This is a genomic window from Tenacibaculum finnmarkense (genome assembly GCF_900239185.1).
Taxonomy (GTDB): domain Bacteria; phylum Bacteroidota; class Bacteroidia; order Flavobacteriales; family Flavobacteriaceae; genus Polaribacter; species Polaribacter finnmarkensis.
Genome location: NZ_OENA01000053.1, coordinates 228,091 through 254,154 on the forward strand (window position 1 = coordinate 228,091; position 26,064 = coordinate 254,154).

Annotated in this window: 25 protein-coding genes and 1 pseudogene; 16 read left to right on the plus strand and 10 right to left on the minus strand. The window is 32.3% G+C overall.

Annotated features, from left to right (window positions below; genetic code table 11):
- Window positions 1–93: 93 nt before the first annotated feature.
- Window positions 94–309, minus strand: coding sequence for a hypothetical protein (locus AQ1689_RS06900; RefSeq protein ID WP_101914760.1), 216 nt, complete (start codon window positions 307–309; stop codon window positions 94–96).
- Between the two features lie 136 nt (window positions 310–445).
- Between AQ1689_RS06900 and AQ1689_RS06905 the strand changes: the two genes are divergently transcribed.
- Window positions 446–832: a pyrophosphohydrolase domain-containing protein gene (locus AQ1689_RS06905; protein WP_058885798.1), complete on the plus strand. Its 387-nt coding sequence runs from the start codon at window positions 446–448 to the stop codon at window positions 830–832.
- Between the two features lie 56 nt (window positions 833–888).
- On the opposite strand, the gene AQ1689_RS06910 is transcribed toward AQ1689_RS06905, so the two are convergent.
- Together AQ1689_RS06910 and AQ1689_RS06915 are read right to left on the minus strand one after the other, a co-directional pair.
- The gene (locus tag AQ1689_RS06910; protein WP_101955602.1) at window positions 889–1,743 is read right to left on the minus strand and encodes a TlpA family protein disulfide reductase; all 855 of its coding nucleotides are present in this window, start codon (window positions 1,741–1,743) and stop codon (window positions 889–891) included.
- Window positions 1,744–1,874: 131 nt separating this feature from the next.
- Entirely contained in the window at window positions 1,875–2,930 is a 1,056-nt protein-coding gene (locus AQ1689_RS06915; RefSeq protein WP_101955603.1) for a branched-chain amino acid aminotransferase, read from the minus strand.
- A gap of 146 nt (window positions 2,931–3,076) precedes the next feature.
- Between AQ1689_RS06915 and mnmD the strand changes: the two genes are divergently transcribed.
- Both mnmD and AQ1689_RS06925 read left to right on the plus strand, forming a co-directional pair.
- The gene (mnmD, locus tag AQ1689_RS06920; RefSeq protein WP_101955604.1) at window positions 3,077–3,748 is read left to right on the plus strand and encodes a tRNA (5-methylaminomethyl-2-thiouridine)(34)-methyltransferase MnmD; all 672 of its coding nucleotides are present in this window, start codon (window positions 3,077–3,079) and stop codon (window positions 3,746–3,748) included.
- A 152-nt stretch (window positions 3,749–3,900) separates the two neighbouring features.
- Entirely contained in the window at window positions 3,901–4,659 is a 759-nt protein-coding gene (locus AQ1689_RS06925; protein ID WP_101955605.1) for a tRNA1(Val) (adenine(37)-N6)-methyltransferase, read from the plus strand.
- Between the two features lie 42 nt (window positions 4,660–4,701).
- Here the strand turns inward: AQ1689_RS06925 and AQ1689_RS06930 are convergent, their stop codons facing one another.
- The 5 genes and pseudogenes from AQ1689_RS06930 to AQ1689_RS06950 form a co-directional block, all read right to left on the minus strand.
- On the minus strand, window positions 4,702–5,553 hold the full coding sequence (locus tag AQ1689_RS06930; protein WP_101914765.1) for an alpha/beta fold hydrolase: 852 nt from the start codon (window positions 5,551–5,553) through the stop codon (window positions 4,702–4,704).
- Window positions 5,554–5,768: 215 nt separating this feature from the next.
- The gene (locus AQ1689_RS06935; RefSeq protein WP_101955606.1) at window positions 5,769–6,071 is read right to left on the minus strand and encodes a hypothetical protein; all 303 of its coding nucleotides are present in this window, start codon (window positions 6,069–6,071) and stop codon (window positions 5,769–5,771) included.
- Between the two features lie 26 nt (window positions 6,072–6,097).
- Complete coding sequence (gene cydB, locus AQ1689_RS06940) at window positions 6,098–7,171, minus strand: cytochrome d ubiquinol oxidase subunit II (protein ID WP_101955607.1); 1,074 nt, start codon at window positions 7,169–7,171, stop codon at window positions 6,098–6,100.
- Window positions 7,172–7,173: 2 nt separating this feature from the next.
- Window positions 7,174–8,505, minus strand: a pseudogene (locus AQ1689_RS06945) (cytochrome ubiquinol oxidase subunit I).
- 144 nt (window positions 8,506–8,649) lie between these two features.
- A complete protein-coding gene (locus AQ1689_RS06950) occupies window positions 8,650–9,186 on the minus strand; it encodes a transposase (protein ID WP_101955608.1) in 537 nt (178 codons plus the stop codon).
- A 284-nt stretch (window positions 9,187–9,470) separates the two neighbouring features.
- Between AQ1689_RS06950 and AQ1689_RS06955 the strand changes: the two genes are divergently transcribed.
- Window positions 9,471–11,354 (plus strand): B12-binding domain-containing radical SAM protein, encoded by a 1,884-nt coding sequence (locus AQ1689_RS06955; protein ID WP_101955609.1) that lies wholly within the window; start codon window positions 9,471–9,473, stop codon window positions 11,352–11,354.
- Window positions 11,355–11,436: 82 nt separating this feature from the next.
- Here AQ1689_RS06955 and AQ1689_RS06960 read toward each other — a convergent pair whose 3' ends face one another.
- Both AQ1689_RS06960 and AQ1689_RS06965 read right to left on the minus strand, forming a co-directional pair.
- A complete protein-coding gene (locus tag AQ1689_RS06960; protein ID WP_101914771.1) occupies window positions 11,437–12,075 on the minus strand; it encodes a WG repeat-containing protein in 639 nt (212 codons plus the stop codon).
- Window positions 12,076–12,212: 137 nt separating this feature from the next.
- The gene (locus AQ1689_RS06965; RefSeq protein ID WP_101955610.1) at window positions 12,213–13,583 is read right to left on the minus strand and encodes a saccharopine dehydrogenase family protein; all 1,371 of its coding nucleotides are present in this window, start codon (window positions 13,581–13,583) and stop codon (window positions 12,213–12,215) included.
- Between the two features lie 87 nt (window positions 13,584–13,670).
- On the opposite strand from AQ1689_RS06965, the gene AQ1689_RS06970 reads away from it, so the two are divergent.
- The 12 genes from AQ1689_RS06970 (at window position 13,671) to rlmN (ending at window position 26,015) form a co-directional block, all read left to right on the plus strand.
- Window positions 13,671–14,057 carry a DUF423 domain-containing protein gene (locus tag AQ1689_RS06970; RefSeq protein ID WP_101955611.1) on the plus strand — a complete coding sequence of 129 codons (387 nt, stop codon included), beginning with the start codon at window positions 13,671–13,673 and terminating at the stop codon, window positions 14,055–14,057.
- Window positions 14,058–14,140: 83 nt separating this feature from the next.
- On the plus strand, window positions 14,141–15,742 hold the full coding sequence (pckA, locus tag AQ1689_RS06975) for a phosphoenolpyruvate carboxykinase (ATP) (RefSeq protein ID WP_101955612.1): 1,602 nt from the start codon (window positions 14,141–14,143) through the stop codon (window positions 15,740–15,742).
- Between the two features lie 143 nt (window positions 15,743–15,885).
- Window positions 15,886–17,508 (plus strand): adenine deaminase, encoded by a 1,623-nt coding sequence (gene ade, locus AQ1689_RS06980; protein ID WP_101955613.1) that lies wholly within the window; start codon window positions 15,886–15,888, stop codon window positions 17,506–17,508.
- A 196-nt stretch (window positions 17,509–17,704) separates the two neighbouring features.
- Window positions 17,705–18,259 carry a crossover junction endodeoxyribonuclease RuvC gene (gene ruvC / locus AQ1689_RS06985; protein ID WP_058885782.1) on the plus strand — a complete coding sequence of 185 codons (555 nt, stop codon included), beginning with the start codon at window positions 17,705–17,707 and terminating at the stop codon, window positions 18,257–18,259.
- Between the two features lie 6 nt (window positions 18,260–18,265).
- Window positions 18,266–19,393 (plus strand): radical SAM family heme chaperone HemW, encoded by a 1,128-nt coding sequence (gene hemW / locus AQ1689_RS06990; protein ID WP_101955614.1) that lies wholly within the window; start codon window positions 18,266–18,268, stop codon window positions 19,391–19,393.
- Window positions 19,394–19,398: 5 nt separating this feature from the next.
- A complete protein-coding gene (locus tag AQ1689_RS06995; RefSeq protein WP_101955615.1) occupies window positions 19,399–20,151 on the plus strand; it encodes a cyclase family protein in 753 nt (250 codons plus the stop codon).
- A gap of 267 nt (window positions 20,152–20,418) precedes the next feature.
- Window positions 20,419–21,624, plus strand: coding sequence for an MDR family MFS transporter (locus AQ1689_RS07000; protein ID WP_101955616.1), 1,206 nt, complete (start codon window positions 20,419–20,421; stop codon window positions 21,622–21,624).
- 306 nt (window positions 21,625–21,930) lie between these two features.
- On the plus strand, window positions 21,931–22,257 hold the full coding sequence (locus AQ1689_RS07005; RefSeq protein ID WP_058885777.1) for a nucleotide pyrophosphohydrolase: 327 nt from the start codon (window positions 21,931–21,933) through the stop codon (window positions 22,255–22,257).
- A 10-nt stretch (window positions 22,258–22,267) separates the two neighbouring features.
- Complete coding sequence (locus AQ1689_RS07010; RefSeq protein WP_101955617.1) at window positions 22,268–22,516, plus strand: hypothetical protein; 249 nt, start codon at window positions 22,268–22,270, stop codon at window positions 22,514–22,516.
- A 30-nt stretch (window positions 22,517–22,546) separates the two neighbouring features.
- Window positions 22,547–23,788 carry a 3-phosphoshikimate 1-carboxyvinyltransferase gene (locus tag AQ1689_RS07015; RefSeq protein ID WP_058885775.1) on the plus strand — a complete coding sequence of 414 codons (1,242 nt, stop codon included), beginning with the start codon at window positions 22,547–22,549 and terminating at the stop codon, window positions 23,786–23,788.
- 66 nt (window positions 23,789–23,854) lie between these two features.
- The gene (gene queA / locus AQ1689_RS07020; protein WP_101914778.1) at window positions 23,855–24,904 is read left to right on the plus strand and encodes a tRNA preQ1(34) S-adenosylmethionine ribosyltransferase-isomerase QueA; all 1,050 of its coding nucleotides are present in this window, start codon (window positions 23,855–23,857) and stop codon (window positions 24,902–24,904) included.
- 70 nt (window positions 24,905–24,974) lie between these two features.
- Entirely contained in the window at window positions 24,975–26,015 is a 1,041-nt protein-coding gene (gene rlmN, locus AQ1689_RS07025) for a 23S rRNA (adenine(2503)-C(2))-methyltransferase RlmN (RefSeq protein ID WP_101914779.1), read from the plus strand.
- The last annotated feature ends 49 nt before the right edge of the window (window positions 26,016–26,064 follow it).

The following is a 26,064-nucleotide window of genomic DNA, read 5'->3' on the forward strand; positions in this document are numbered from 1 at the left end:
AAAGACTAAATTCAGGTTGACGGATGCGATTTTATATTTTTCTGTTGTAATTTTTTTATCCTAAGAAATTAAATAAAATCGATAAAAAATAACTTAACGGTTAATTAAATATTTTGAAAGTAATAAAAAGGCAATAGCTGTAACAATACCTATCGCTACAAATAAAGCAGTATTTTTATAATGTTTTTTATTATTTTTAGCATCTTTTATATAGCTATAAAACATAGCGATAACAAAAACGAGCACAAATAAGCTTGAAAAAATGATTCTACCTGTGGTAAATTCTATGGTGGCAAAAGGAATAAACATAAATTGTATTTTCGGCAAAGTTAAAGAATGATTTTATAATGAAGATAGCCAAATTGGTAATTGTATCTATTTAAAATATAATTAATCGAATAAAAACAAAAACAGCTTAATAAATCAGCTAAAAACTCAACTAAAAATGAAAGATAAAATAAAAGCAGTACAAAAATTTCATGAAGCATTTAAAGTAAATATTCAAAACAAACCAACGGTTGCGATTACTGAGGATAGAAAAAACTTGCGTTTTGAGTTGATGAAAGAAGAAAATCAGGAGTATTTAGAAGCAGCTAAAAACAACGATTTAGTTGAGGTTGCCGATGCTCTTGGCGATATGCTATATATTTTATGCGGAACAATTATTGAACATGGAATGCAGGATAAAATTGAAGCAGTATTCAATGAAATTCAGCGTAGCAACATGAGTAAATTAGATGAAAATGGCAAGCCAATTTACCGTGAAGATGGTAAGGTTTTAAAAGGATCAAATTATTTTAAACCCAATATAAAAGCAATTTTAGAAGCTTAAAAAAAGCCTCATTAAATATGAGGCTTCATTTTATATTTTGTATAAAGAGTTCTTTTTTACTCTAAAATACGTTCTAACTCTGTCGTTAAAGTATTTACATTGTTAACCATTTTAATAATAACACCCTCTGAATTTATAATAATATGTGTTGGGTATTGTTTTACTTTTAAATGCTTAGATAAGTATTTTTTTTGGTCGGGTACAGTAACGTATTTAAAAGACTTTGTTTTTAAGAATTCTTTTAATTTTTCCTTTTCATTAAAAGCCAAACTGATAAACTGCACATCATCACTTTTGTAAGTGTCAACTAAGGTGTTTAGCTGAGGAAATTCTTCGACACATACTTTACAGTTAATAAACCACGATTTTAAAACCGTTATTTTACCAGTACGCACTTCTTTATTGTGCGATTTTCCGTCTAAATCAACAAAATCATAATTTGGTAATTTCTGACCTTCCATTTTAAAATATTGATGCGCCATACCAGCTTTACTAATCATAGCTTTCTTTATTTTTTGATTAACAGGTTTCTTTATTTCCGTTAATTCATATTGAAAAAGTCCTTCTTTGTCAGATTTAATAACAACGTAATTCCCTGTTCGTAGTAAGGTTAAAAAGAGGTCTTTAGTTATTTCTTCGCCTTGATTATCAATCGGAGTAAAGGTTGCCATTAAGTCAATATTTCCCTTCATATATGCTTTCCAGTTGCTGTAACTGTTTTGCATCGCGTCAGTATTTATGGCTTCATTTTTAACGTTTATTGTTTTTTCAACGCTTTTTATTTCCTTGATTTCCTTCGTTTTTGGGGAAGTATTTTTTTTTGTAGTAGGTTTTAAAAAAGTATTTAAACAAAGTAAAGACAAGGCAATACCTACTATAATTGACAATAATATTGGAAGGGTATTTTTCATTTTTTCTCAGTAATTTTTCAGTAAATTTAAAATCTTTTTTCTGATTTTGAACTCAAATAACAGCTTATTTAAGAATGAAATAAAAAAAGCATCAAGTAAGCACCTGATGCTTTGTATAAAAATGTATTTTATTAAAGTTTAACGCTCCAACCGTAAGGGTCTTCTGCCTTATTTGTTTGTATATCGGTAATGTATTTTTTTAAACGAGCTGCATATCCGTTTTCAATTTTTGGAAGGTCATAATCTTCATTTTTATATCCAAAACCATTAATTGGAGAAATAACTGCCGCTGTTCCTGCACCAAACATTTCTTTTAAAGAACCATTTTTAGCCGCTTCAACCACTTCATTTACGGTAATTTGACGAACTTCAACCGAAATTTTTTGATCTTCCGCAATTTGTAAAATACTTTTACGAGTAATTCCGTCTAAAATTCTATCGCTTGTTGGGCTTGTAATTAAGGTATCGTTAATTCGGATAAAAATATTCATCGCACCAGCTTCCTCAATATATTCATGCGTATTATCATCGGTCCAAATAACTTGCTGATAGCCTCTATCAGTCGCTAATTTTGTAGGATAAAACTGTGCAGCATAATTTCCACCAGCTTTAGCAAAACCAACACCACCATTAGCAGCACGCGCGTATTTTTCTTCAATTAAAACCTTAATATCTCCAGCAAAATAAGCACCAGAAGGCGCGGTACAAATAATCAATTTATAAGCATCCGCAGGCGAGGCGTGAAAACCTTCACCAGAAGCAAATATAAAAGGACGAATATATAATGAACTTCCGTCTTTTGTAGGAATCCATTGATCGTCAATTTCTAATAATTTTTCTAAACCAGCCATAAATAACTCTTCAGGAACTTGAGGAATTACTAAGCGTTCAGCAGATTTGTTTAAACGTTTGCAGTTGTCTAAAGGACGAAATAATAAGGTATTATTATCAGCATCTTTATAGGCTTTCATTCCTTCAAAAATAGACTGCCCGTAGTGAAATATTTTCGAAGAAGGATTTAATGATATTTCTGCATAAGGTTGAACGGTTGGATTGCTCCATTTTCCGTCAATATAATCGCAAACAAACATATGGTCGGAAAAAATACTACCAAATGTTAAATTGTTAAAGTCTACGGTGTCAATTTTTGATTTCTCTACAAGTTCAACGCGAATATTAGATTTCATAAAAAGGTATGTGTTTATACAGCAAAAATACGAAAATACTATGTCATTTAACAACAAACCGAAATGACATTATTAAAAATAACATATCTTTGGATGACCTATTTTATTACAGCGACTAGAAATATTCATAAAATAAATTTTTTATTATCAAAAGAGAAATAATTATTACGTCGGATGGTTCTACAACCATCTATTTACCAGATTGGGATGAGCAATATCATTCAAAACACGGAGCAATACAAGAAGCATATCACGTTTTTATAAAAAGCGGATTGGCATTGCAAACAAAACCAGCAATTTCAATTTTAGAAATCGGTTTTGGAACAGGATTAAACAGTTTTATTACTTTTTTAGAAAACAAATCTGAAGGCATTAAAAAGGTCAATTATGTAGGCGTAGAAGCCTATCCTGTAATAGCGCAAGAAGTAGCTAAATTAAATTATGTAGCCGAATTAAAGGCTGAAAAACACCAGGCTATTTTTGATAAAATGCACGATTTTTCTTGGGATAAAAAACACGAGATTACCCCAACATTTAGCCTAACAAAACGCCAACAATTTTTTAAAGATATTGATGATAAAGCAGCATTCGATTTGATATATTTTGATGCCTTTGCTGCCGAACATCAGCCCGATTTATGGACAGAAGCAATTTTTGAAAAAATGTTTGAAGCGCTTCAAGAAAATGGAATTTTAGTAACCTATTGCGCAAAAGGAAGCGTGCGCCGTGCCATGCAAGCCGTTGGTTTTACCGTAGAACGATTGGCAGGACCTCCAGGAAAAAGAGAAATGCTTCGAGCAACAAAAACGTTGGCATAATTAATTTAAAAGATAAAAAAATGGAATTTAAAAGACGTTTTGGAAGTCGCAAAAGAACAGAGTCAAAAAAAGGATTGTTTTTAATCGTAGTACTTATTATAGTTTTGTACTTATTTTTTAATGCCGATAATTTCCTCGGAAAAATACTATAAATGAAGCCATTTAAATTTAAAGAATTTTCAGTACATCAAGATAAAACTGCCATGAAAATTGGCACAGACGGCGTTTTATTAGGCGCTTGGTCTTTATTACCAGAATACCCAGATACCATTTTAGACATCGGTTCAGGCACAGGAGTTATAGGTTTAATGTTGGCACAACGAAGCGATGCGATGACCGTCGATGCCGTTGAAATTGATGCCGATGCTTACGAGCAAACCGTAGCTAATTTTGAGCAATCACCTTGGGGCGATCGCTTGTTTTGCTACAATACTTCTTTTGCCGATTTTGCTCAAGAAATAGCCGAAGAACAGGAGTTTTACGATGTAATTGTTTCCAATCCGCCATTTTATACCGATACTTTTGAAACTCAAAATGAAGCTCGTAATAAAGCTCGTTTTACATCTTCATTATCATTTGACGAATTGCTAAAAGGCGTTGCTCAAATTCTATCAAAAAGAGGTGTTTTTTCGGTAATAATTCCTTTTAAAGAAGAAGCTGATTTTATCGATTTAGCAAAAAAACACAAGTTGTTTTTGAAAAAAGTATGCCGAGTAAAAGGAACTGAAAATTCAGAAATAAAAAGAAGTTTATTGGCATTTTCTTTTTCTTCGGATGAAATAAAAGAAGATAATAATCAGGAAAATAAAGCGATAACAATTGAGAAAGAACTATTAATTATAGAAAAACAAAGACATCAATATACCGATGCCTATATAAATCTTACCAAAGATTTTTATTTAAAAATGTAAGAAAAACAGGCTGTATTTTGTATAAATACAGCCTGTTTTATTTTATTTATCCATCGAATAATCAAAGGTATTGCTTAAGAATTTGAAAGCGATTTCGTTAAAAAACGTGGCATTATTACGAGGGATTCCATGGTTTGCACCTGGCATAATACACAATTGTGCTTTGGGTAAATTATTAAAAATTTCCACGGCATGTTCATTTTTAATAATATCTCTATCGCCAATAGTTACCAAAACCTCAGCAGTAACTTTTTTCAAATCGGCATGGCTTATATTGGGCTGGTTTAACAACAAACGGTCTAATTGCAATTCTTTTTCCCAGTCTTTAGAAGTATCGCCTTTTTTTAGCATTTTTATGGTTTGAGAGTGCATATCAACCACCTGTTGAATTGCCCACTTATTAACAGCAGTAGGGTCTAGTCTTAAATTTACACCCATGGTTACTATTTTTTTGATTTTAATTTTATTGCGGATTCCCATTTTTAAACCAATAATTCCACCATCGCTCCAGCCAAGAATATTTACGGTGTCTAATTTTAAATGTTTTGCCAATTCTTCCCAATCTTCAGCCATTAAATCGTAGGTTAAATTTTTCGTTTTTAACTTCGATTTTCCTTGCCCACGACTATCGGCAGTAATAACTCTGTAATGCGCTTTAAAATAATCAATTTGATATTCCATCGCCTTAATATCGGTACCACAACTATGAATTATCAGCAAAGGTTCGCCCTTTCCATAGGCTTCATAATAAATTTTTGTACCATTTATTTTTACGAATTCCCCTACTTTTTTATTGTTTCCGTAAGGAGTTTTAAAATTTTCTTGGGCAGTACTAATACTTATCTGAAATAGTAAAAATAAGAAAGAAAAATTAAGTAAAATTGACTTTTTCATCGTTGTTTATTGATTTATAGTAAATTGTATTGAAAAAAACTTTTTAATTTATCGTATTTAACAATGCAATAATAGTAGGAAATAGGCTGATAATCAAGTTATATTTATTTTTTAATTGAAGCAATTTCCCGCTTTCCGCACTCGCTCTTTTTTTAAATAAAAAAAAGGAGCTCAAACAATTGCTACAATCGGGGCTAGGCATTTGTACCCTTTTACTATTTTTTCTTACCGAGTTTATTTTTTAGTTGATAAATTAAAAAAACAGCCACTGCGCCACCCAAAAAAGAAACGATGCTATTCAGGGAAAATAAGGCGTAATTAATGTGTTCAACTTGAACTATAAATTTAGGGCTAAAACCTAATCGTCCAAAAGATTTAATTAAAAAAACACTCCCAAAAACTCCAGCAATGGTATTTCCTGTAAGCCCAAAGGAATATTTTTTGAAACAATACCCAATCATATTAGCCCCAAATATTCCTATTAGAATACTAATTAACGAAATTAAAGTAGCGGTCATACTGTTTTTTTAATGTTTTTAGCTAGTTAATGTCCGTAATCCATGTTGTCTATTTTTCCGCCCATAATCTTTTTTTGCACAATCATATATACAAAAAGTAAGATAAAACCAACCACACCCCAATAAGTTGCTACCGATAATCCGTAGGTAGTGGTAGCTGTATTGTAAATAGTTAAAGAGTCGTTTACGGTATTTGTTGATGGCAAAATTACAGGAAATAGTGATGCTAATGAAGCGGTTATTCCTCCTAAAATCAGTAAGGTAGAAAAAGAAAACGCATAGATTTCGTTGTTGAATTTCTGTACAAAAAATAAGCCAATTAATCCTGAAATATAAATAAGCGGAAACACCAATAAAAAAGGATTTTCAATAAAATTATTTAAGGAATTTGGGTTTACAATTTGCCAGATAATTAATGAAAATATCGTTAAACCAATCAGTAAAATATTTAATTTAAAAACGGTTTTCTTTAATTTTTCATTAATAGATGAATTGGTTTTTAAAACAATCCAATTTGCACCGTGAATAGCCAAAGTAACCACTGCAATAATTCCGATGACAAGGGTAAACCAATCGATAACACCAGGGTTTTCAGCTAGTGGACTAAAGCTGTTATTCCAAAGAGGTAAGAAAAAATAATGAGCTTCATAGGCAGAAATTCCGTTTTCAACACCGCCTAAATTAACGCCTCTAATTACATTTCCTAAGGCAATTCCAAAAAATAAAGCAAGCAATAAACTCGAAACTCCAAAAGAAGTATCCCAAATATCTTTCCACATTTGAACGTTAAACTGCGATCTAAATTCTAGCCCAATCGCTCTGAAAATAATCAGCCATAAAACAATAATTAAAGGCAGGTAAAAACCACTAAAAACCGATGCGTAAAATGTAGGAAATGCCATAAAAAGCATTCCGCCTGCGGCAACTAGCCAAACTTCGTTAGAATCCCAAAATAATCCTGCCGATTTAGCAATAACTTCTTTGTCTTTTTCTTTTTTCGCCATAAATAAATGAATGATTCCTGTACCAAAATCATAGCCATCTAAAATAAAAAATACCGCCAAAACAATTGCGATGATAATAAACCAAAATACTTCCATAATTAATGTGTTTGATGTTTAGGTCCTTGATGAATTGTTTTTCCTACTAATAGTAAAAATAAGATACCGAGTAACATATATAAGGCTACAAATCCTAAAAGCGTAAATAAGGTATTTCCTGATGAAACCGTTGGCGATATTCCGTCGCTTGTTTTCAATAATCCATAGACTAAATACGGTTGCCTTCCTAGTTCGGCAGTGTACCAGCCTGTAATATTTGCGATATAAGGAAAAGGAGCTAAGAACATTAAAACCCATAATAATGGCTTGAAAGTGTATAATTTTTTTCGATATAAAAAGAAAACTGCCAATCCCATAATTCCGATAAAAATCGTTCCTAAACCCACCATAATATGATACGAATAATAAAGCGCAGGAACATTATCGGGTAATTCTTCTTTTTTAAATTAATCCATTCCTGGCACTTGTTTATCCCATTCTTGATAGGTTAAAAAGCTTAAAATATTAGGAACTGCAATTTTATTATCGAGTTTTTTCTCCACCATATTTGGCTGCCCGATTAACACAATTTCGGCTCCCGCTTCTTCGGTTTTAAAAATCCCTTCCATCGCCGCAAAAGATGCAGGCTGATATTTTGCTACATTTTTAGCGTTTAAATCTCCCGTAGGGAATGCCAATAATAAACTGGCAATAAATCCAAAAATAACGCCTGTTTTTAAAAATAATTTACCGTATTCTACATTTTTATTTCTCAAAATATAAAAAGCACCAATACTCGCCACCACAAAAGAAGAGGTGGTAACAGAAGCAACTTGATTGTGTAAAAAAGCGGGTAACAACCACGGATTTGTAAATAAATCGCCAAAATTTTCTAAGACGAATTTTCCGTTAGCTAAAACTTCATGTCCTACGGGATGTTGCATCCAAGCGTTGGTGGCTAAAATAAACCAGCCACTTGCCCAAGAACCTAAAAAGACTAAAAAAGCGGTTAAAAGATGGAGTTTTTGCCCCATTAATTTTTCGCCAAAAATAAAAAGTGCTAAAAAGGAAGATTCTAAAAAGAAGGAAAACATGCCTTCCATCGCCAAGGTTTGCCCGATAATTCCGCCTGTTAATTCTGAAAATTTTGCCCAGTTAGTACCAAATTGAAATTCCATCGGAATTCCTGTAACCACGCCCATGGTAAAATTCACAGCAAATATTTTCATTAAAAATTTTGCTGCATTGTTATATTTTTCAATATTATTTTTTAAGTATTTCCACTTAAAATACACGATTAGTAAGGATAATCCCATCGTTAATTGTGGGAATATATAATGAAACGTGATTGTAAATGCAAATTGCAATCGGTCGTAAAATAGCATATCTTCCATCGGAAAGTAAATTTTCAAACAAATTTAATTCATATTTTTAGATATTTATGTCACATTTGTCACAAAAATTTTTAGGTATGCTGTCTGAGAAATAAATAAGGATATTTTAGCATGAATAAAGGGTTTTAATAGTGCTTAATTTTATTATTTTGTTTGGTAAAAAGTGTCTTCATGCCATTTTGAAGGGTTATTTATAATGTAATCTGAAATGTTGTGGTATGCTTTATTGTTGCGAATAATATGATCGTGATAATTGGGTTGCCATGAGAAATTAACAGTTGTTTTTCGTGCATTTACCGTTACACCTGTTTTAAATCCACGTATTATGGATGCCAAATTTTTGGATTGTGATCCGAATTTATTGGTGGGGTTCGCAATGCGTTTATTGGTGGTATTGTAAATGTTTTCACCAATGGTTATTATGGCATGAAAATGATTCGGCATAACAATATATTCGCCTGTTTGTAAATTCATATCAGGACGCATTTCAAATGTTTTTATCCATTGTGTTTCAACAATTTTTCCTATTTCCGATAAGATCATTTTTCCATTGATAATATCACCAAAAAAGTATTCCTTGTTTTTACAGCAAATCGTAATAAAATAAATAGCATTGGAACCGTAATTCCAACCTTTCAATCTATTGGATTCTATGCGATATTTTCCTTTGAATTTTGTCATTTTATATCGTTTTGATGTCGATTTTTTTATTGTGATCTGAATTTATTGAATGGTAGAGACGCAATGCATTTATTGGTGGTAGAGACGCAATGCATTGCGTCTCTACGTTGTGCGTTTGTGTATTATGTTTCGATAATATCACAAAAAAAATACGTCTATTTTACATCAAATATAATAGATTTCAAATAAAATTTAAAACACAAAACCCCCACCATAAAAAACCAACCAAAATTTTTAATCACTATTCCTAAATCAGATAGTATCTTTGCGACTCATTTATATTTATGGCAATTAATACACTTTTAATAACACCACCTTTCACACAATTAAATACGGCATATCCCGCAACGGCGTACATCAAAGGATTTTTAAATTCTAAAGATGTAAACGCTACGCAAATGGATTTAAGCATCGAGCTTTTTACCGCTGTATTTACCAAAGAATTTATAGACGCTATTTTTAAACAGGCGGAAATGCTTGGGAATAATGATTTTCCGTTGGTAGGAAATCAGCAGGAAGATTATATTGATAAAGTAGATTCTGTGATGAATTATTTGAGAGCGCAAGAAGTTACGGCGGCGTATCAAATAGTACATAAAGATTTTTTACCCCACGGACACCGACGCATCAAATTAGCGAAAGATTTAACCACCGAATTTGGTAAATTAGGAATTCTAGACAAAGCAAAACATATTGCAACCTTGTTTATCGAAGAATTGGGCGATTTTATAAATGCCAATGTCGATGAGTTTTTTTCTTTTACACGTTATGCCGAGCAATTAGGGCGATCGGCTTCTAGTTTTGATACTATTGATGAGTTTCTAACCTACGAAACAACCTTAGTTGAAGATGAAATGCTGTATCTTTTAGATGAAAAAATAAAAGAGCAAATAACATCAGAAATAACCGAAAAACCGTATGATTTAATTTGTTTTACCGTGCCATTTCCAGGGAATTTATTTTCCGCTTTGCGATGTGCACAATTTATAAAACAACAATATCCAAAGATAAAAATAGCGATGGGCGGCGGTTATTGTAACACTGAATTAAGGCGTTTATCTGACCCTCGAATTTTTAATTTTGTCGATTTTATAAGCCTAGATGATGGCGAATCTCCATTGTTAAGAATCACCGAATTTTTAGATGGAAAAATAAATGAAGATGCTTTAGAAAGAACGTTTATCTGTAGAAATAATGAAGTTATTTATGCCAATAAAATTCCGAATACGATATTTCATCATCGAAATTTACCAGCGCCGAGTTACATCGGCTTGCCGACCAATAAATATTTATCTTTTTTAGATGTGATGAATCCGATGCACAGAATGTGGTCGGACGGAAAGTGGAATAAACTCACTATTTCCCACGGATGTTATTGGAAACAGTGTTCTTTTTGTGATGTTACGTTAGATTATATCGGTAATTACGAAAACACCACCGCCGATGATTTGGTGAATAAAATTGAAAAAATAATATCAGAAACAGGCGTTACAGGATTTCATTTTGTAGATGAAGCAGCGCCGCCAAAAATGCTAAAAGCTTTAGCAAATAAATTACTAGAACGAAAAATATTTATTACCTGGTGGACAAATATTCGTTTTGAAAAAACCTTTACACCTGAGCTTTGTTCGTTGTTATCAAAATCAGGATGTATTGCGGTAACAGGCGGTTTAGAAGTGGCTTCTGATAGATTACTTGCTAGAATGAAAAAAGGCGTAGATATTGGGCAAGTGGCACGAGTTACCAAAGCTTTTTCTGATCAAAATATTATGGTGCATGCCTATTTAATGTTTGGTTTTCCTACTGAAACCGATCAAGAAACTATTGATTCGTTAGAAGTTGTACGTCAGTTATTTCAACATAATTGTATTCAATCGGCTTTTTGGCATCAGTTTGCCTGTACAAGTCATAGCCCTGTAGGAAAAAATCCTGATGCTTTTGAAATTAAAATTACAGGTCCTGAATTTAAAGGATTTGCCGAAAATGATTTGTATCATGAAGATCCAACAGGGGCGGAGCATCATTTGTATAGTCAAGGATTAAATACGGCGTTAAATAATTACTTAAATTACAAAGGTTTTGAAATTCCGTTATATGATTATTTCGATTTTAAAGTACCAAAAACAACGCAAGAACCGAATTTAATTGAGGGGTTTTTGAGTGTTTAATTTTTTTTTGATAAAATCATAAACAAAAAAAATCATGTTACTTTTAGGGTAACATGATTTTTTTATAAAAGAGTATCGTGTTTTATTCTTCGATTTCTTCGCTGTCTTTTGTTTTAAAAAACGCATCAATATTGTCATAAACAGCAGGAATTATTTCCTTTCCTGAGGTGTCAATAAAACCGTATTTTACCTTGTTAACACAAACTTTAGCCCAGCCTTTTTTATAGGTGTCAAATGCGCCAATTTCGGTGTATTTTATTTTAACAATAGTGTTTCCTTTTTTGTTGATAAAACCAAATTTATCTTTAATTTTTACTAAAGCCCAGCCTTTTTTATATAAGTCAAAATCATATACTTTGTCAAACTTGGTGTTTATTACTTTTTGCCCCTTATTGTCAATAAATCCTAATTGATTATTTTCTTTTATAAGTGCCCATTTTTTTTGAAACATACCAAAGTTACCAATAGAGTCATAAACAGCTTCTACAACTTCATTTCCAAGTTTATCAATAAATCCTACTTTATTTTTAAGATCTACCTTAGCCCATCCTTTTCTTACAGCATTATAAGGTTCGATACTATTGTATTTTGGGGCAGCAATCTCTATTCCTTTATTATTAACAACTCCGTAAAGGTTGTTGTTTTTGACAATAAAAAAATTTTGAGAAGTTGCGTAAAAACTTGAAAAAATGATAAAAGATAGTGCTAATTTTAATTTCATTACGTACTAATTTAGGGGATTAAAAAGTGTAAATATAAGGTCATTTAATTAATTTTTAAGTGTTTTATCTGCCAAAAAAAAGACACCATTTTACGGATGTCTTTTGTATAAAAATTTAGTTAAATAGTGCTAAAGTTTTACCCTTTTATAGTTTCAGGATTATAGCCTAAATAAGGAACGTCTTTTTCTACGAATACAATTCCGTACTCTTCTAGTTCTTTTAAAATAGGTTCGTAGACTTCTTTTTTAATTGGTAATTGTACACCAGGGTTTGTAATATTACCGTTTAAAATATGTAAAGTAGCCATTGCTACAGGTAATCCTACGGTTTTTGCCATTGCAGTATACGTTTGATCATCACCTTTAATAACCATACTGCTTTCTATCTGATGTTTTTGATTATCAAGCTCATATCCAAATTTATGTTGCATAACAATCATGTCTTTATCATCGGCTTCAAGCGTCCATTTTTCAGAAAGTATGCTTTGTAATATTTGCGCAGGTGTGGCGTTTTTTAGCCCTGTTTTTTTCGTCGGATTAAAAATATCTAACTCTAAAAATTTATCCCACATTACATCATCTTGTTCTATTTTTAAATAAGAACGGAATTTTAATTCAACAGAATCTGAAGGAGAATAGGGTAAAAATAAATTGGTGAAATCACGGTATGTTAGGTTTTCAGAATTTTCGATAGCATAAGAATCATCGGTCATTCCTAATTGAACAAATACATTCCAAGCTCTTGAAAAACCAACTTTTCTAACCGTTCCACGGTACATTGTTGGCACGTTTTCTAAGTTATAAATACTTCGATATTGTAAAGAATCACGGTTTGCGTAGGCTTCAAATTTACCATGCCCATCAATAGTTAAAAACTCTGTTCTTCTAAATAATTTATGATATGGAATATATTTAGAGGTGTTTTCTTGAATAAACATTGCAGCACCACCTTGCCCCGCTAACACTACGTTTCTAGGGTTCCAAGTAAATTTATAGTTCCATAAATTTGTATCACTCTCTGGGGCAACTAAACCACCACAAAACGATTCGAAAAGTAACATTTTAGCACCTTTTTCATGGATTTTATCAATTACCTGCATAGCACTCATATGATCAATCCCTGGGTCTAAACCAATTTCATTCATAAACACCAAGCCTTTTGCTTTTACATCAGCATTTAAAGCTTTCATTTCATCAGAAATATAAGAAGCCGTTACCATGTGTTTTGCGTAGGCAACACAATCTTTGGCAACTTCAATATGAAAACGAGCGGGCAACATTGAAATAACAATATCGGCATTTTGAATAGCAGTAGTACGTTGCGTTTGGTTAAAAACGTCTAGTTCTACAGCAGTTGCATTTTTATGATTATTGATAATTGATTGCGCATTTTTAAGCGAAACATCACCAATTGTTATGTGTAAATTTTCTACTGTTGATTTATCTAATAAATATTTTATAAGAGATGAACAAGATCTACCAGCGCCAATAATTAATATTTTTCTCATATATAGTGTACTTTTGTTTTCTATTTAAAGCACAATATCGTTAAAAAAAATCAAAATAAAGTTTAAAATTAAACAAAATCAGTAAAAATGTATAGAGATTTAACAATTACATCGGTGTTAGGAGCACTCGGAGTTATTTTAGGAGCCTTTGGCGCACATGCTTTAAAATCAAAATTGAGCCCAGAGGCCTTGCAAAGTTTTGAAACAGCGGTCAGATATCAATTTTTACACGTATTTGTTTTACTTTTTGTAAATATGTTTAATGAGTTTAATTTGAAGCAAAAAAATAGGATAAGTTTTCTTTTTATAGCAGGAATTGTGCTTTTTTCGGGGTCAATTTATGCCATTGAGTTAGCAGAAGTGCCTGCAAAAAACATCTGGTTTGTAACGCCTTTAGGAGGTGTTTTACTAATAACGGGGTGGTCTGTAATGGCTTTTGAGTTTATTAAAAAGTTATCAAATAAAAAGAATTAGTCATAAAAAAAATCAATAATTAACCTGTTAAGGTCAAAAATCCCTATTTTTGTGTGAACTTAACACAACTAAAATATTTTAAGATGACAAATCTTGATACAAAAACGATATCGATAGAAAACTTAGGTATTAAGAATGCTACGGTTCGCTATCAATTAACTTCAGACGAGTTACACGATATAACTATTGAAAAAGGACAAGGAGAAAATACAAGTTCAGGAGCATTAGCTGTGAAAACAGGTGAGTTTACTGGGCGTTCGCCAATGGATCGTTTTATTGTTAAAGACGATATTACAAAAGATGAAATCTGGTGGGGAGATATAAACTTACCTTTCGATTCAGAAAAATTTGACAAATTATATGATAAAGTAACTGATTACCTTTCAGAAAAAGAGGTTTTTGTACGTGATAGCTATGCATGTGCAGATGAAGATTACAAATTAAATATTAGAGTTGTAAACGAATATCCTTGGAGCAACATGTTTGCTTACAATATGTTTTTACGCCCAACAGTTGAAGAGTTGAAAGGTTTTTCTCCAGAATGGACGGTTGTAAATGCACCAGGTTTTATGGCAGATCCTGCGGTTGACGGAACTCGTCAGCACAACTTTGCTATTTTAAACTTCGAGAAAAAAATTGCTTTAATTGGTGGAACTGGTTATACTGGTGAAATTAAAAAAGGAATTTTTTCTGCTTTAAACTTTATTTTACCTGTATTTAAAAATACCTTACCAATGCACTGTTCTGCAAACGTAGGTAAAGAAGGTGATACGGCTATTTTCTTCGGATTATCAGGAACAGGTAAAACTACCTTATCTACCGATCCTAACCGTAGTTTAATTGGAGATGACGAGCATGGTTGGACAGCTGAAAACACTGTTTTTAACTTTGAAGGAGGTTGTTACGCAAAAGTAATTGACTTATCGAAAGATAAAGAACCAGAAATTTACGCAGCTATTAAAAGAGGCGCAATTCTTGAAAACATCGTTACAGATGCTAACGGAGCTGTTGATTTTAACGATACTTCTATTACACAAAATACCCGTGTAAGTTACCCGATACATCATATTGAAAATATTCAAACACCATCATCAGGAAAAAACCCTAAGAACGTATTTTTCTTAACGGCAGATGCTTTTGGAGTATTGCCTCCAATATCTAAATTAACGCCAGGTCAGGCAGCATACCACTTTATTTCAGGATATACTGCAAAAGTTGCAGGAACTGAAGCAGGAGTTACTGAACCATTACCAAGTTTTTCGGCATGTTTTGGAGCACCATTTATGCCATTACACCCAACTCGTTATGCAGAAATGTTAAGCGAAAAAATGAAAGAAACAGGGGTAAATGTTTGGTTGATAAACACCGGTTGGACAGCAGGTCCTTACGGAGTTGGTCATAGAATGAAGCTTAAATACACTCGTGCGATGATTAACGCAGCTTTAAACGGTGAATTAGGTGAGGTAAATGAAGAAAACTACCATACACATTCTGTATTTGGATTGGCACAGCCAAGAAAATGTCCAGGAGTTCCTACTGAATTATTAAGCCAACGCCAAGCGTGGAATAATGATGAAGAATATTATAAAACAGCTAATAAATTAGCGGCATCTTTCCGTAAAAACTTTAAACAATTTGAAGAAAATGCCAATGCTGAAATTTTAGCAGGAGGACCAACAGTTTAATCCTTTTTAGGTTAAAAAATACTAAAATAATTCTAAAATAATATTTAGGAATATTGAATAATATTGAAAAAAGCATCCGAAAGGATGCTTTTTTTTTGTGTAAAACTGCCTATTTTTGTAGCCTTAAAACAACGAGCATACACATGAAGGTACAAGGAAATATTGTTGATATAGAAAATAAACGAATCTATAAAGGAGAAGTTACCATTGTAAATGGTAAAATTAAAACCATTCGAGAGGTAAATAATACTGTAGAAAATTATATTATTCCTGGTTTTGTAGATGCTCATATTCATATTGAAAGCTCGATGTTGGTGCCATCAGAATTTGCGAAAATTGCAGTGATACACGGAACGGTTGCAACAGTTTCAGATCCGCATGAAATCGCAAATGTATTGGGGGTAAAAGGTGTTGATTTTATGATTGAAAACGGGAAAAAAGTACCGTTTAAATTTAATTTCGGAGCGCCAAGTTGTGTGCCTGCAACATCTTTTGAAAGTGCAGGAGCAATTATCGATTCGGAAGATATTAAATTGATGATGCAAAACCCCGACATCAAATATTTGGCTGAAATGATGAATTATCCTGGTGTTTTATTTGATGATGCTGAGGTTTTGAAAAAAATTCAGCATGCTAAAGATAATAATAAACCTGTTGATGGTCATGCGCCTGGTTTACGAGGTGATGATATTTCAAAATATATTGGGGCAGGAATTTCAACCGACCACGAATGTTTTTCTTATGATGAAGCTTTAGAGAAGCTTCAAAAAGGCATGAAAGTAATTATCCGTGAAGGAAGTGCTGCTAAAAATTTTGAGGCTTTAATTGATTTATTACCAAATCATTTTGAAAACATGATGTTTTGTTCTGATGATAAACACCCTGATGATTTATTAGTAGGACATATAAATGAATTATGTGAGCGTGCCGTTTCAAAAGGAATTGATGTTTTTAAAGTATTAAAAGCAGCTTGTGTAAATCCTGTAAAACATTATAATTTAGACGTTGGTTTATTACAAAAAGGCGATGCTGCCGATTTTATTGTTGTTGAAAATTTAGAAAAATTCAAAGTTTTACAAACCTATATAAATGGTGAATTGGTTGCTGAAAACGGAAAATCGTTTGTAAAATCAGTAGCTTTTGAGGTGTTGAATAATTTTAATACTGATAAAAAAAATATTGCTGATTTTAAGTTTGAATCATCCGCAGAAAAAATTAGAGTTATTGAAGCTTTAGATGGCGAATTGGTAACCAATCAAATTGAAGCAGATGCGTTAATAAAAGATGGAAATTTAGTTTCGAATACTCAAAATGATGTGTTAAAAATGACGGTTGTAAATCGTTATAAAAATGCAACGCCATCAATTGCTTTTATTAAAAACTTCGGATTAAAAGAAGGCGCAATTGCAAGTTCGGTAGGGCACGATTCGCATAATATTATAGCCATCGGTGTTTCTGATCAAGCAATTTGCAAGGCGGTAAATTTATTAATCGAAAATAAAGGCGGAATTTGTGCAGTAACAACATCCGAAGAAAAAATAGTTTCCTTACCTGTGGCAGGAATTATGTCAGATAAATCAGCCCAAGAAATTGGAAAATCGTATGCCGAATTAGATGCGATGGCAAAACAAATGGGAAGTAAATTAAGAGCGCCTTATATGAGTTTATCGTTTATGGCATTGTTGGTTATTCCGTCGTTAAAATTATCAGACAAAGGACTTTTTGATGGAAATACCTTTCAATTTACGTCGTTGGAAGTTGGGTAAATTCCCCGTAGAGACGCGATTTATCGCGTCTGCAACAAGAATGTAAGAACAACAATACAGCATAATATAAAAAACAAACACGATTAATAAAAGCCTTTATAAATAGAGAGGAGCGATGGATAAGAGACGCGATTTATCGCGTCTGTACCCTAGTAATAATTGATTAGTTTTGTATTTACAGAAATCGCTATAAAATTTGAAGACAGAAAAAATAATATTAGGAGTTGATCCCGGAACGAGTATCATGGGTTTTGGAATTATAAAAGTGGTAGGAAAAAAGATGGAATTTGTTCAAATGAATGAGTTGATTTTAAAAAAATACGACAATCATTATATCAAATTAAAATTAATTTTTGAGCGAACCCTCGAATTAATAGACACGTATCATCCTGATGAAATTGCATTAGAAGCACCTTTTTTCGGTAAAAATGTACAATCGATGTTAAAGTTAGGTCGTGCGCAAGGTGTGGCGATGGCGGCAGCATTATCACGAGATATTCCTGTTACAGAATATGCACCATTAAAAATAAAAATGGCAGTTACAGGAAGCGGAAAAGCAAGTAAAGAGCAAGTTGCTTTAATGTTAAAATCGTTATTAAACTTAAAAACTTTACCCAAAAACCTAGATGCAACCGATGGTTTAGCCGCCGCAGTTTGTCATCATTATAATTCAGGAAGAGTGGTAGGCGGTAAAAATTATACAGGCTGGGCTTCGTTTGTGAGTCAGAATGAAAAACGTGTTAAAAAGTAAACTAATTTGGCAGGAATCTACATACATATACCTTTTTGTAAACAAGCATGTTTTTATTGCGATTTTCATTTTTCGACTTCTTTAAAAAAGAAAGACGTGCTAATTTCGTGTTTAATAACAGAATTAGAAATCCGAAAAAATGAATTACAAAACGAACTAATTGAAACCATATATTTTGGTGGTGGAACTCCATCATTATTATCATCCGAAGAAATAACAAGTTTATTAAATGCGATTTATAAGCATTATAAAGTTATCGAAAATCCTGAAATTACTTTAGAAGCAAATCCTGATGATTTATCCGAAGAAAAAATTTTAGAACTCGCAAATTCGCCAATAAACAGATTAAGTATTGGCGTGCAATCTTTTTTTGAAGAAGATTTAAAAAGTATGAATCGAGCGCATAATTCAAAAGAAGCGAAAGAATGTTTGTCAATAGCAACTCGTTATTTTGATAATATTACCGTCGATTTAATTTATGGCGTTCCGAATATGAGTAACGAGCGATGGAAAGAAAATTTACAAATTGCGTTTGATTTTGGTGTAAATCATATTTCGAGTTACGCCTTAACTGTTGAGCCAAAAACAGTGTTAGATAGCTTTGTTAAAAACGGAAAATATCCTGAACCTGACGAAACAGAAGCTAAAGAACATTTTGATATTTTAGTAGCAGAAACCGCTAAAAACGGATTTGTACATTACGAAATATCAAATTTTGGGAAGCCTGCTTATTTTTCAAAACATAATACCTCGTATTGGTTGGGTAAAAAATATATCGGAATTGGCCCGTCGGCACATTCGTTTAGTAAAACGCATCGTAGTTGGAATGTAGCCAATAATACAAAATATATAAAGGAATTACAAGAAGGAAAACTTCCGAATGAACAAGAAGAATTATCCGAAGAAGACCAGTTTAATGAATATTTAATGACAGGTTTACGTACTATTTGGGGCGTTTCATTAGCTGAAATTCAAGCAAATTTTAAAGCATGTTTTAAAGATGATTTATTAAAATCATCCCAAAAATTTATAGCAGAAGGATTATTAATTATTGAAAAGAATACGCTTAAAACAACTCCAAAAGGAAAGTTTTTAGCCGATGGTTTAGCTTCGGAATTGTTTCGAATTAAATAAAAAATATGATTGCAGAAATACAACATAATTCAGCGAAATATAAAATAGATTTAGCAAATCCTTTAGATATTTCAATAGCAATTGACGTGTCAAAAGAAAGTGTAAATGCCTGGTATATTAACGATCCTACAATTACACCTGTGGTGGCTGAAAATTGGGTTGGAAGTGTGGCTAAAGGGGCGGTGGTGAATTTTAATAATATCTCTTTTAACCCGCATTCACACATTACACATACCGAATGTGTAGGGCATATTACTAAAAAAGTGCATTCTGTAAATGAACATTTAAACAACTTTTTCTTTTTGGCTGAGGTAATTACGATAAACCCAAAGAAATTAGAAAATGGTGATTTTGCTATTACAAAAAAGCAGTTAAAAACGGCTTTAAAAGCGAAAAATAACGAAGCGGTTGTTATTAGAACGCTGCCAAATATAGCTGATAAAAAACACCGCAGATATTCGAATACAAATCCGCCGTATTTATTAGAAGAAGGTGCTACTTATTTAAAAGAAATAGGAATTAAGCATTTATTAATTGATTTGCCTTCGGTGGATAAAGAAAAGGACGACGGGAAATTAGTGTCGCATAATGCTTTTTGGAATACAGCAAGTGAAATTCGTTTTGATGCCACAATTACAGAGTTTATTTATGTAGAAGATTCCATAAAAGATGGCGCTTACTTTTTAAATTTAATGATAGCGCCTTTTGAAAACGATGCTACGCCAAGCAAGCCTATTTTGTATAAAATTAAATACTAATTTTTTTAACAATAATTAAACAAGTGTTATTAGAAAAAGTATTCTTTTTTTTATAGATTTACAGTCTTAATTAAGAATAGAATTCCTACAAATATGAAAATTTATACAACTTATAAAGCCTATGAATATGCTGATACTATTGGTGTGTTTAGGACTTTTTGTGTTGTGTGATTATTTAAGTATAAAATAGATCAATAATAAAAAGTCCGACCTTAGCGTCGGATTTTTTGTTTTTATATCAAATTCAAAAAAACAAAACTAGCATTTATGAAAAAATTATATTTTAATTACTTGAATACTTTTAAAGGACTCTCGAGAGAGGTTTGGTGGTTGGCTTTAATTACCTTAATTAACAGAGCGGGTACAATGGTTATTCCGTTTTTGTCGTTGTATTTAATTAAAAGTTTAAATTTTACCTTAAAAGATGTCGGTTGGATTATGACCTGTTTTGGGCTAGGTTCTGTGCTTGGATCTTGGATTGGCGGAAAATTAACCGATAAAATAGGCTTTTATAAAGTGATGAAAGCAAGTTTGTTTTTAACAGGTTTATTATTTATTGCCTTGCAATTTGTAACGTCTTTTGTGGGGTTTTGCATCGGTATTTTTTTAGTAATGTTGGTTGCTGATACTTTTAGGCCTGCTATGTTTGTAGCGTTAAGCACCTATAGCAAACCCGAAAATAAAACCCGTTCGGTAACTTTAATTCGTTTGGCAATTAATTTAGGATTTTCCGCAGGGCCTGCTTTAGGCGGGTTAATTATTACTTCGTTAAGTTACAGCGGTTTGTTTTGGGTAGATGGAATTACCTGTATTTCTGCCACTTTTTTATTGATGAATGTTTTAAACCCGAAGAAAGCAAGAACTTTAGATGAACTAAAAGTCGTAAACCCTATTTCTATTTTTAAAGATACTGCTTTTTGGCTATTTTTTGTAGGGATGTTTATTTTTGCATTGGTATTTTTGCAGTTGTTTTCAACAATTCCGTTGTATTATAAACAGGCGCATCATTTGTCGGAATTACAAATTGGTTTGTTAATGGCAATGAATGGCTTTATTATTTTTTCTTTAGAAATGCCACTAATTAAATGGCTAGAAGAAAGTAAGTATTCGAAAGAATTTTTAATATTTATAGGCTTATTTTTAATGGGATTAAGTTTTTTTGTACTAAATTTAACAAGTTGGTCAGGTATTTTAATTCTAGGAATGTTTTTTATGACTTTTGGTGAAATGATTGCGCTTCCGTTTTCGAATGCTTTTGTAATTAATAGGGCTAAAAAAGGAAATCAAGGAGAATATATGGCATATTATAGCATCGCATTTTCGTTGGCACATATTTTTGGACACAATTCAGGAATGCGATTAATTGATGCTTATGGTTTTGATACCACTTGGAGTATTGTAACTATTACGGCTGTTGTTGGCTTGGTTATTTTTTTACTGTTGATGCGTATGGTGAAAAAAGAAAAAGCATAATGTTTAAATAGGGCTTTTTTTAGTTGAATAGGTCAGAAAGAACAAAATAGTAATGGTACACTAGTTAAAATGGCGCAAGTAATTCTAGCCCCGATTGTAGCAATTGTTTGAGCTCTTTTTTGTTTTTTCTTTTTAAAAAAATAAAAAAAGCGAGTGCGGAAAGCGGGAAATAGCTTCAACAAAAAAATAATTTTAAGGTGTTTAAAAGTTGTTTAAAGTTGATATGAATAGTAAAAACCTGCCTTTGCAAATTACTTAGCCGAAAAGAAATATTTATATTTGAAGTTTTAAAAGATTAATGTAAAAATGGATATACAAAACGCCCAAAAGGAAGTAGATAATTGGATTAAAAATCATGGAGTTCGTTATTTTAACGAGCTAACAAACATGGCGCAATTAACCGAAGAAGTAGGAGAGGTGGCTCGAATTATTGCCCGTCGTTATGGTGAACAAAGCGAAAAAGAAAGTGATAAAAATAAAGATTTAGGCGAAGAATTAGCCGATGTAATGTTTGTGGTATTGTGTTTGGCAAATCAAACAGGGATTAATTTACAGGATGCTTTTGATAAAAAATTAGACATCAAAACAAAGCGAGATCATGACCGTCATCACAATAACGAAAAATTAAAATAAGGTAATATAAATGAGTTTTAGTAAAAATATACAGCAAGGGAGTTTTTGGATTAACGTGCTAAAAGTTAGTGTGCCATATTTAATTTTTGTAACCATCTTTTCGTTATTGGTAAATAGTGGAAGTGCGTTATTTTCTGCTGATTTTGACGCTGTTAATACGATTAATTTTTCAGAAGGAAAATGGCAGCGTTTTTGGTTAACCAAGGTAACTGTTAGTGTTTTATATGCTATTTATGTAGTGAATAAAAAAACAAAATAAATAGTATTTTTAAAAAAAAGAATATAAAGAATGAACTTACAACTAGCGAGTCGTAGAGATCAAACAATTAGTTCGGAGGTTGTTATTTCTGGATCAAAAAGTGAATCGAATCGATTGTTAATTTTACAACAATTATTTCCAAGCATAACTATTCAAAATTTATCAGATTCTGATGATACGCATCATTTACAGGAAGCTTTATCGGAAGAAAATAAAAAAAATGAAATAGCAGATATTGGTCATGCAGGTACGGCAATGCGTTTTTTAACGGCTTTTTTTGCTACCCAAGAAGGTGTTACAAAAATTTTACAAGGGTCTGAACGTATGCACAATCGTCCTATTGAAATTTTAGTAAATGCGCTTCGTGATTTAGATGTTAGTATTGAATATTTAGAAAAACAAGGGTATCCACCCATAAAAATTACGGGTAAAAATATCGTAAAAAATACAGTTGCTATTGATGGAAATGTAAGCAGTCAGTATATTTCGGCATTAATGTTAATTGCACCTAGTTTAAAAAATGGGTTAACAATTCAACTAAATGGCATTGTTACTTCGGTTTCATATATTGAAATGACGCTATCTTTATTGCATAAAGCAGGTGTTTCTGCTACTTTTATAAAAGATAGTATAAAAATTGAAGCCTTAAAAGAGGTTGCTTCTAAAAATATTATTGTAGAGTCTGACTGGAGTTCTGCTTCTTATTTTTATTCATTAATTGCCCTGAGTAAAATAGGAGCTACGGTAACTTTAACGGCTTATCAAAAAGATAGTTTACAGGGGGATAGTTGCTTGGCGACTATTTACAAGAATTTTGGTGTTTCGACTGTTTTTAAAGATAATACGATTGTTTTAACCAAGCAAGAAAAGCATAGTACGGCTATTTTATCCGAAGATTTAAAAAATGCGCCCGATATTGCTCAAACCATTGCTGTTACTTGCTTTGGTTTAGGAATTGCGTGTGATTTAACAGGGCTTCACACTTTAAAAATTAAAGAAACCGATCGGTTAGAAGCATTAAAAAAAGAGCTGACAAAACTTGGTGCAAATATTAGTATTACCAGCCAAAGTTTACATTTAAAGGTGGCAAATAGTATTAATAGAAATATTACAATTGCGACCTATAACGACCACCGAATGGCAATGTCTTTTGCACCTTTAGCATTAAAAACGACCATTATTATTGCCGATGCCCAAGTGGTAAGTAAATCGTACCTTAATTTTTGGGAAGACATGCAACAAGTAGGTTTAGAAACGATTAAAGTAAAATAAAAGGCAAATCACTTGACAAGGCCTATCTCGAAATTGTATATTTGCCAACGTAAGAAAAAAATATAAATGAAATTATCAAATTTTAGTTTTGAATTACCAGAAGAATTATTAGCTGAATATCCTTCAGAGCATAGAGATGAAGCACGTTTAATGGTGTTGCATAGAGATACTCAAAAAATTGAACATAAATTGTTTAAAGATTTAATCAATTATTTTGATGAAGGAGATGTGTTAATGTTAAACAATACCAAAGTTTTTCCTGCTCGTATGTACGGGAATAAAGAAAAAACGGGTGCGCGTATTGAAGTATTTTTATTACGTGAACTAAATGCTGAAAATCGTTTGTGGGATGTATTAGTAGACCCTGCAAGGAAAATCCGTATCGGAAACAAGTTGTTTTTCGGAGAGGATGAAAGCTTAGTAGCTGAGGTTATTGATAACACAACATCGCGCGGTAGAACATTACGTTTCTTATATGATGGTCCTTACGAAGAGTTTAGAGAAAAATTAGTAAAGTTAGGAGAAACACCATTGCCTAAGTATATTAAGCGTGACGTTGAAAGTTCTGATGAAGACCGTTACCAAACAATTTACGCAAAACATGAAGGTGCAGTAGCAGCTCCAGCGGCAGGTTTACACTTTTCTAAGCATTTAATGAAGCGTTTAGAAATTAAAGGTGTTGATTTTGCAGAAACTACTTTACATGTAGGTTTAGGTACTTTTAATCCAGTTGAGGTAGAAGATTTATCGAAACATAAAATGGATTCTGAAAAAATAAAGGTAACGCAAGAAACTGCGGATATGGTAAACAATGCCATTGCTAAAAAGAAAAGAGTTTGTGCGGTTGGTACTACGGTTATGAGAACTGTAGAGTCGGCAATTACCTCTAAGCGAAAGTTAAAAGAGTTTGAAGGTTGGACCAATAAATTTATTTTCCCTCCTTTTGATTTTAGTGTAGCAAACTGTATGGTTACCAATTTTCATTCACCAAAATCTACTTTAATGATGACCGTTTCAGCCTTTGCTGGTCATGATTTTATGATGGAAGCGTATGAAGAAGCAATTAAAGAAAAATATAAATTTCACTCGTATGGAGATGCGATGTTAATTTTATAATAACACATAAATTTTATTAATATAAAACCTCACAAGGATACTTGTGAGGTTTTATGTATTTTTGTACCCGATGGAAGTAAAGAAGAAAGATATACGCGCATTATCAAAAGAAGAACTTCGTGATTTTTTTGTAAGCAACGGAGATAAATCATTTAGAGGGAATCAAGTATATGAATGGTTGTGGAGTAAATCGGCACATTGTTTTGATGACATGACGAGTTTGTCAAAAAACACGCGTCAAATGCTGGAAGAAAACTTTGTGATTAATCACATTAAAGTAGATACCATGCAACGTAGTAAAGACGGAACGGTAAAAAATGCGGTACGTTTACACGATGGTTTGGTAGTAGAATCGGTTTTGATACCTACAAAAACAAGAACAACTGCTTGTGTTTCGAGCCAGGTAGGTTGTAGTCTAGATTGTAGATTTTGTGCAACAGCACGTTTAAAAAGAATGCGTAACTTAAACCCTGATGAAATTTTTGATCAGGTAGCGGCTATCAACAAAGAAAGTTTATTGTATTACAATAAAAAGCTTTCAAATGTTGTTTTTATGGGGATGGGAGAGCCTTTAATGAATTACAAAAACGTAATTAAATCGATAGAAAAAATTACATCTCCAGAAGGTTTAGGAATGTCGCCTAAGCGTATTACAGTTTCTACTTCAGGTGTGCCAAAAATCATCAAAAAAATGGCTGATGATGAAGTGAAATTCAATTTAGCAGTTTCTTTACACTCGGCTATTGATGAGGTTCGTACTTCAATAATGCCTTTTAATGCTACCTTTCCTTTAAAAGATTTAAAAGAAGCTTTGGAGTATTGGTATGAAAAAACAGAACGTGTAATTACTTACGAATATGTAGTTTGGGGAGGTATTAATGATAAAAAAGAAGATATTAACGCCTTAATTCAGTTTTGTAAACACGTACCTTGTAAGGTGAATTTAATTGAATATAATCCTATTGGCGATCCTGAATTTAAACAAGCAAGCCCAGAGGCAATTAATAATTATATTTCAAATTTAGAAATGCACGATATTAACGTAAACGTTCGTCGTTCACGAGGAAAAGATATTGATGCTGCTTGTGGTCAATTAGCAAATAAAGAATAGTAAATATTGCTGTTTTTAGTTGAAAATTTAATAAAAACGTCTTGTTATT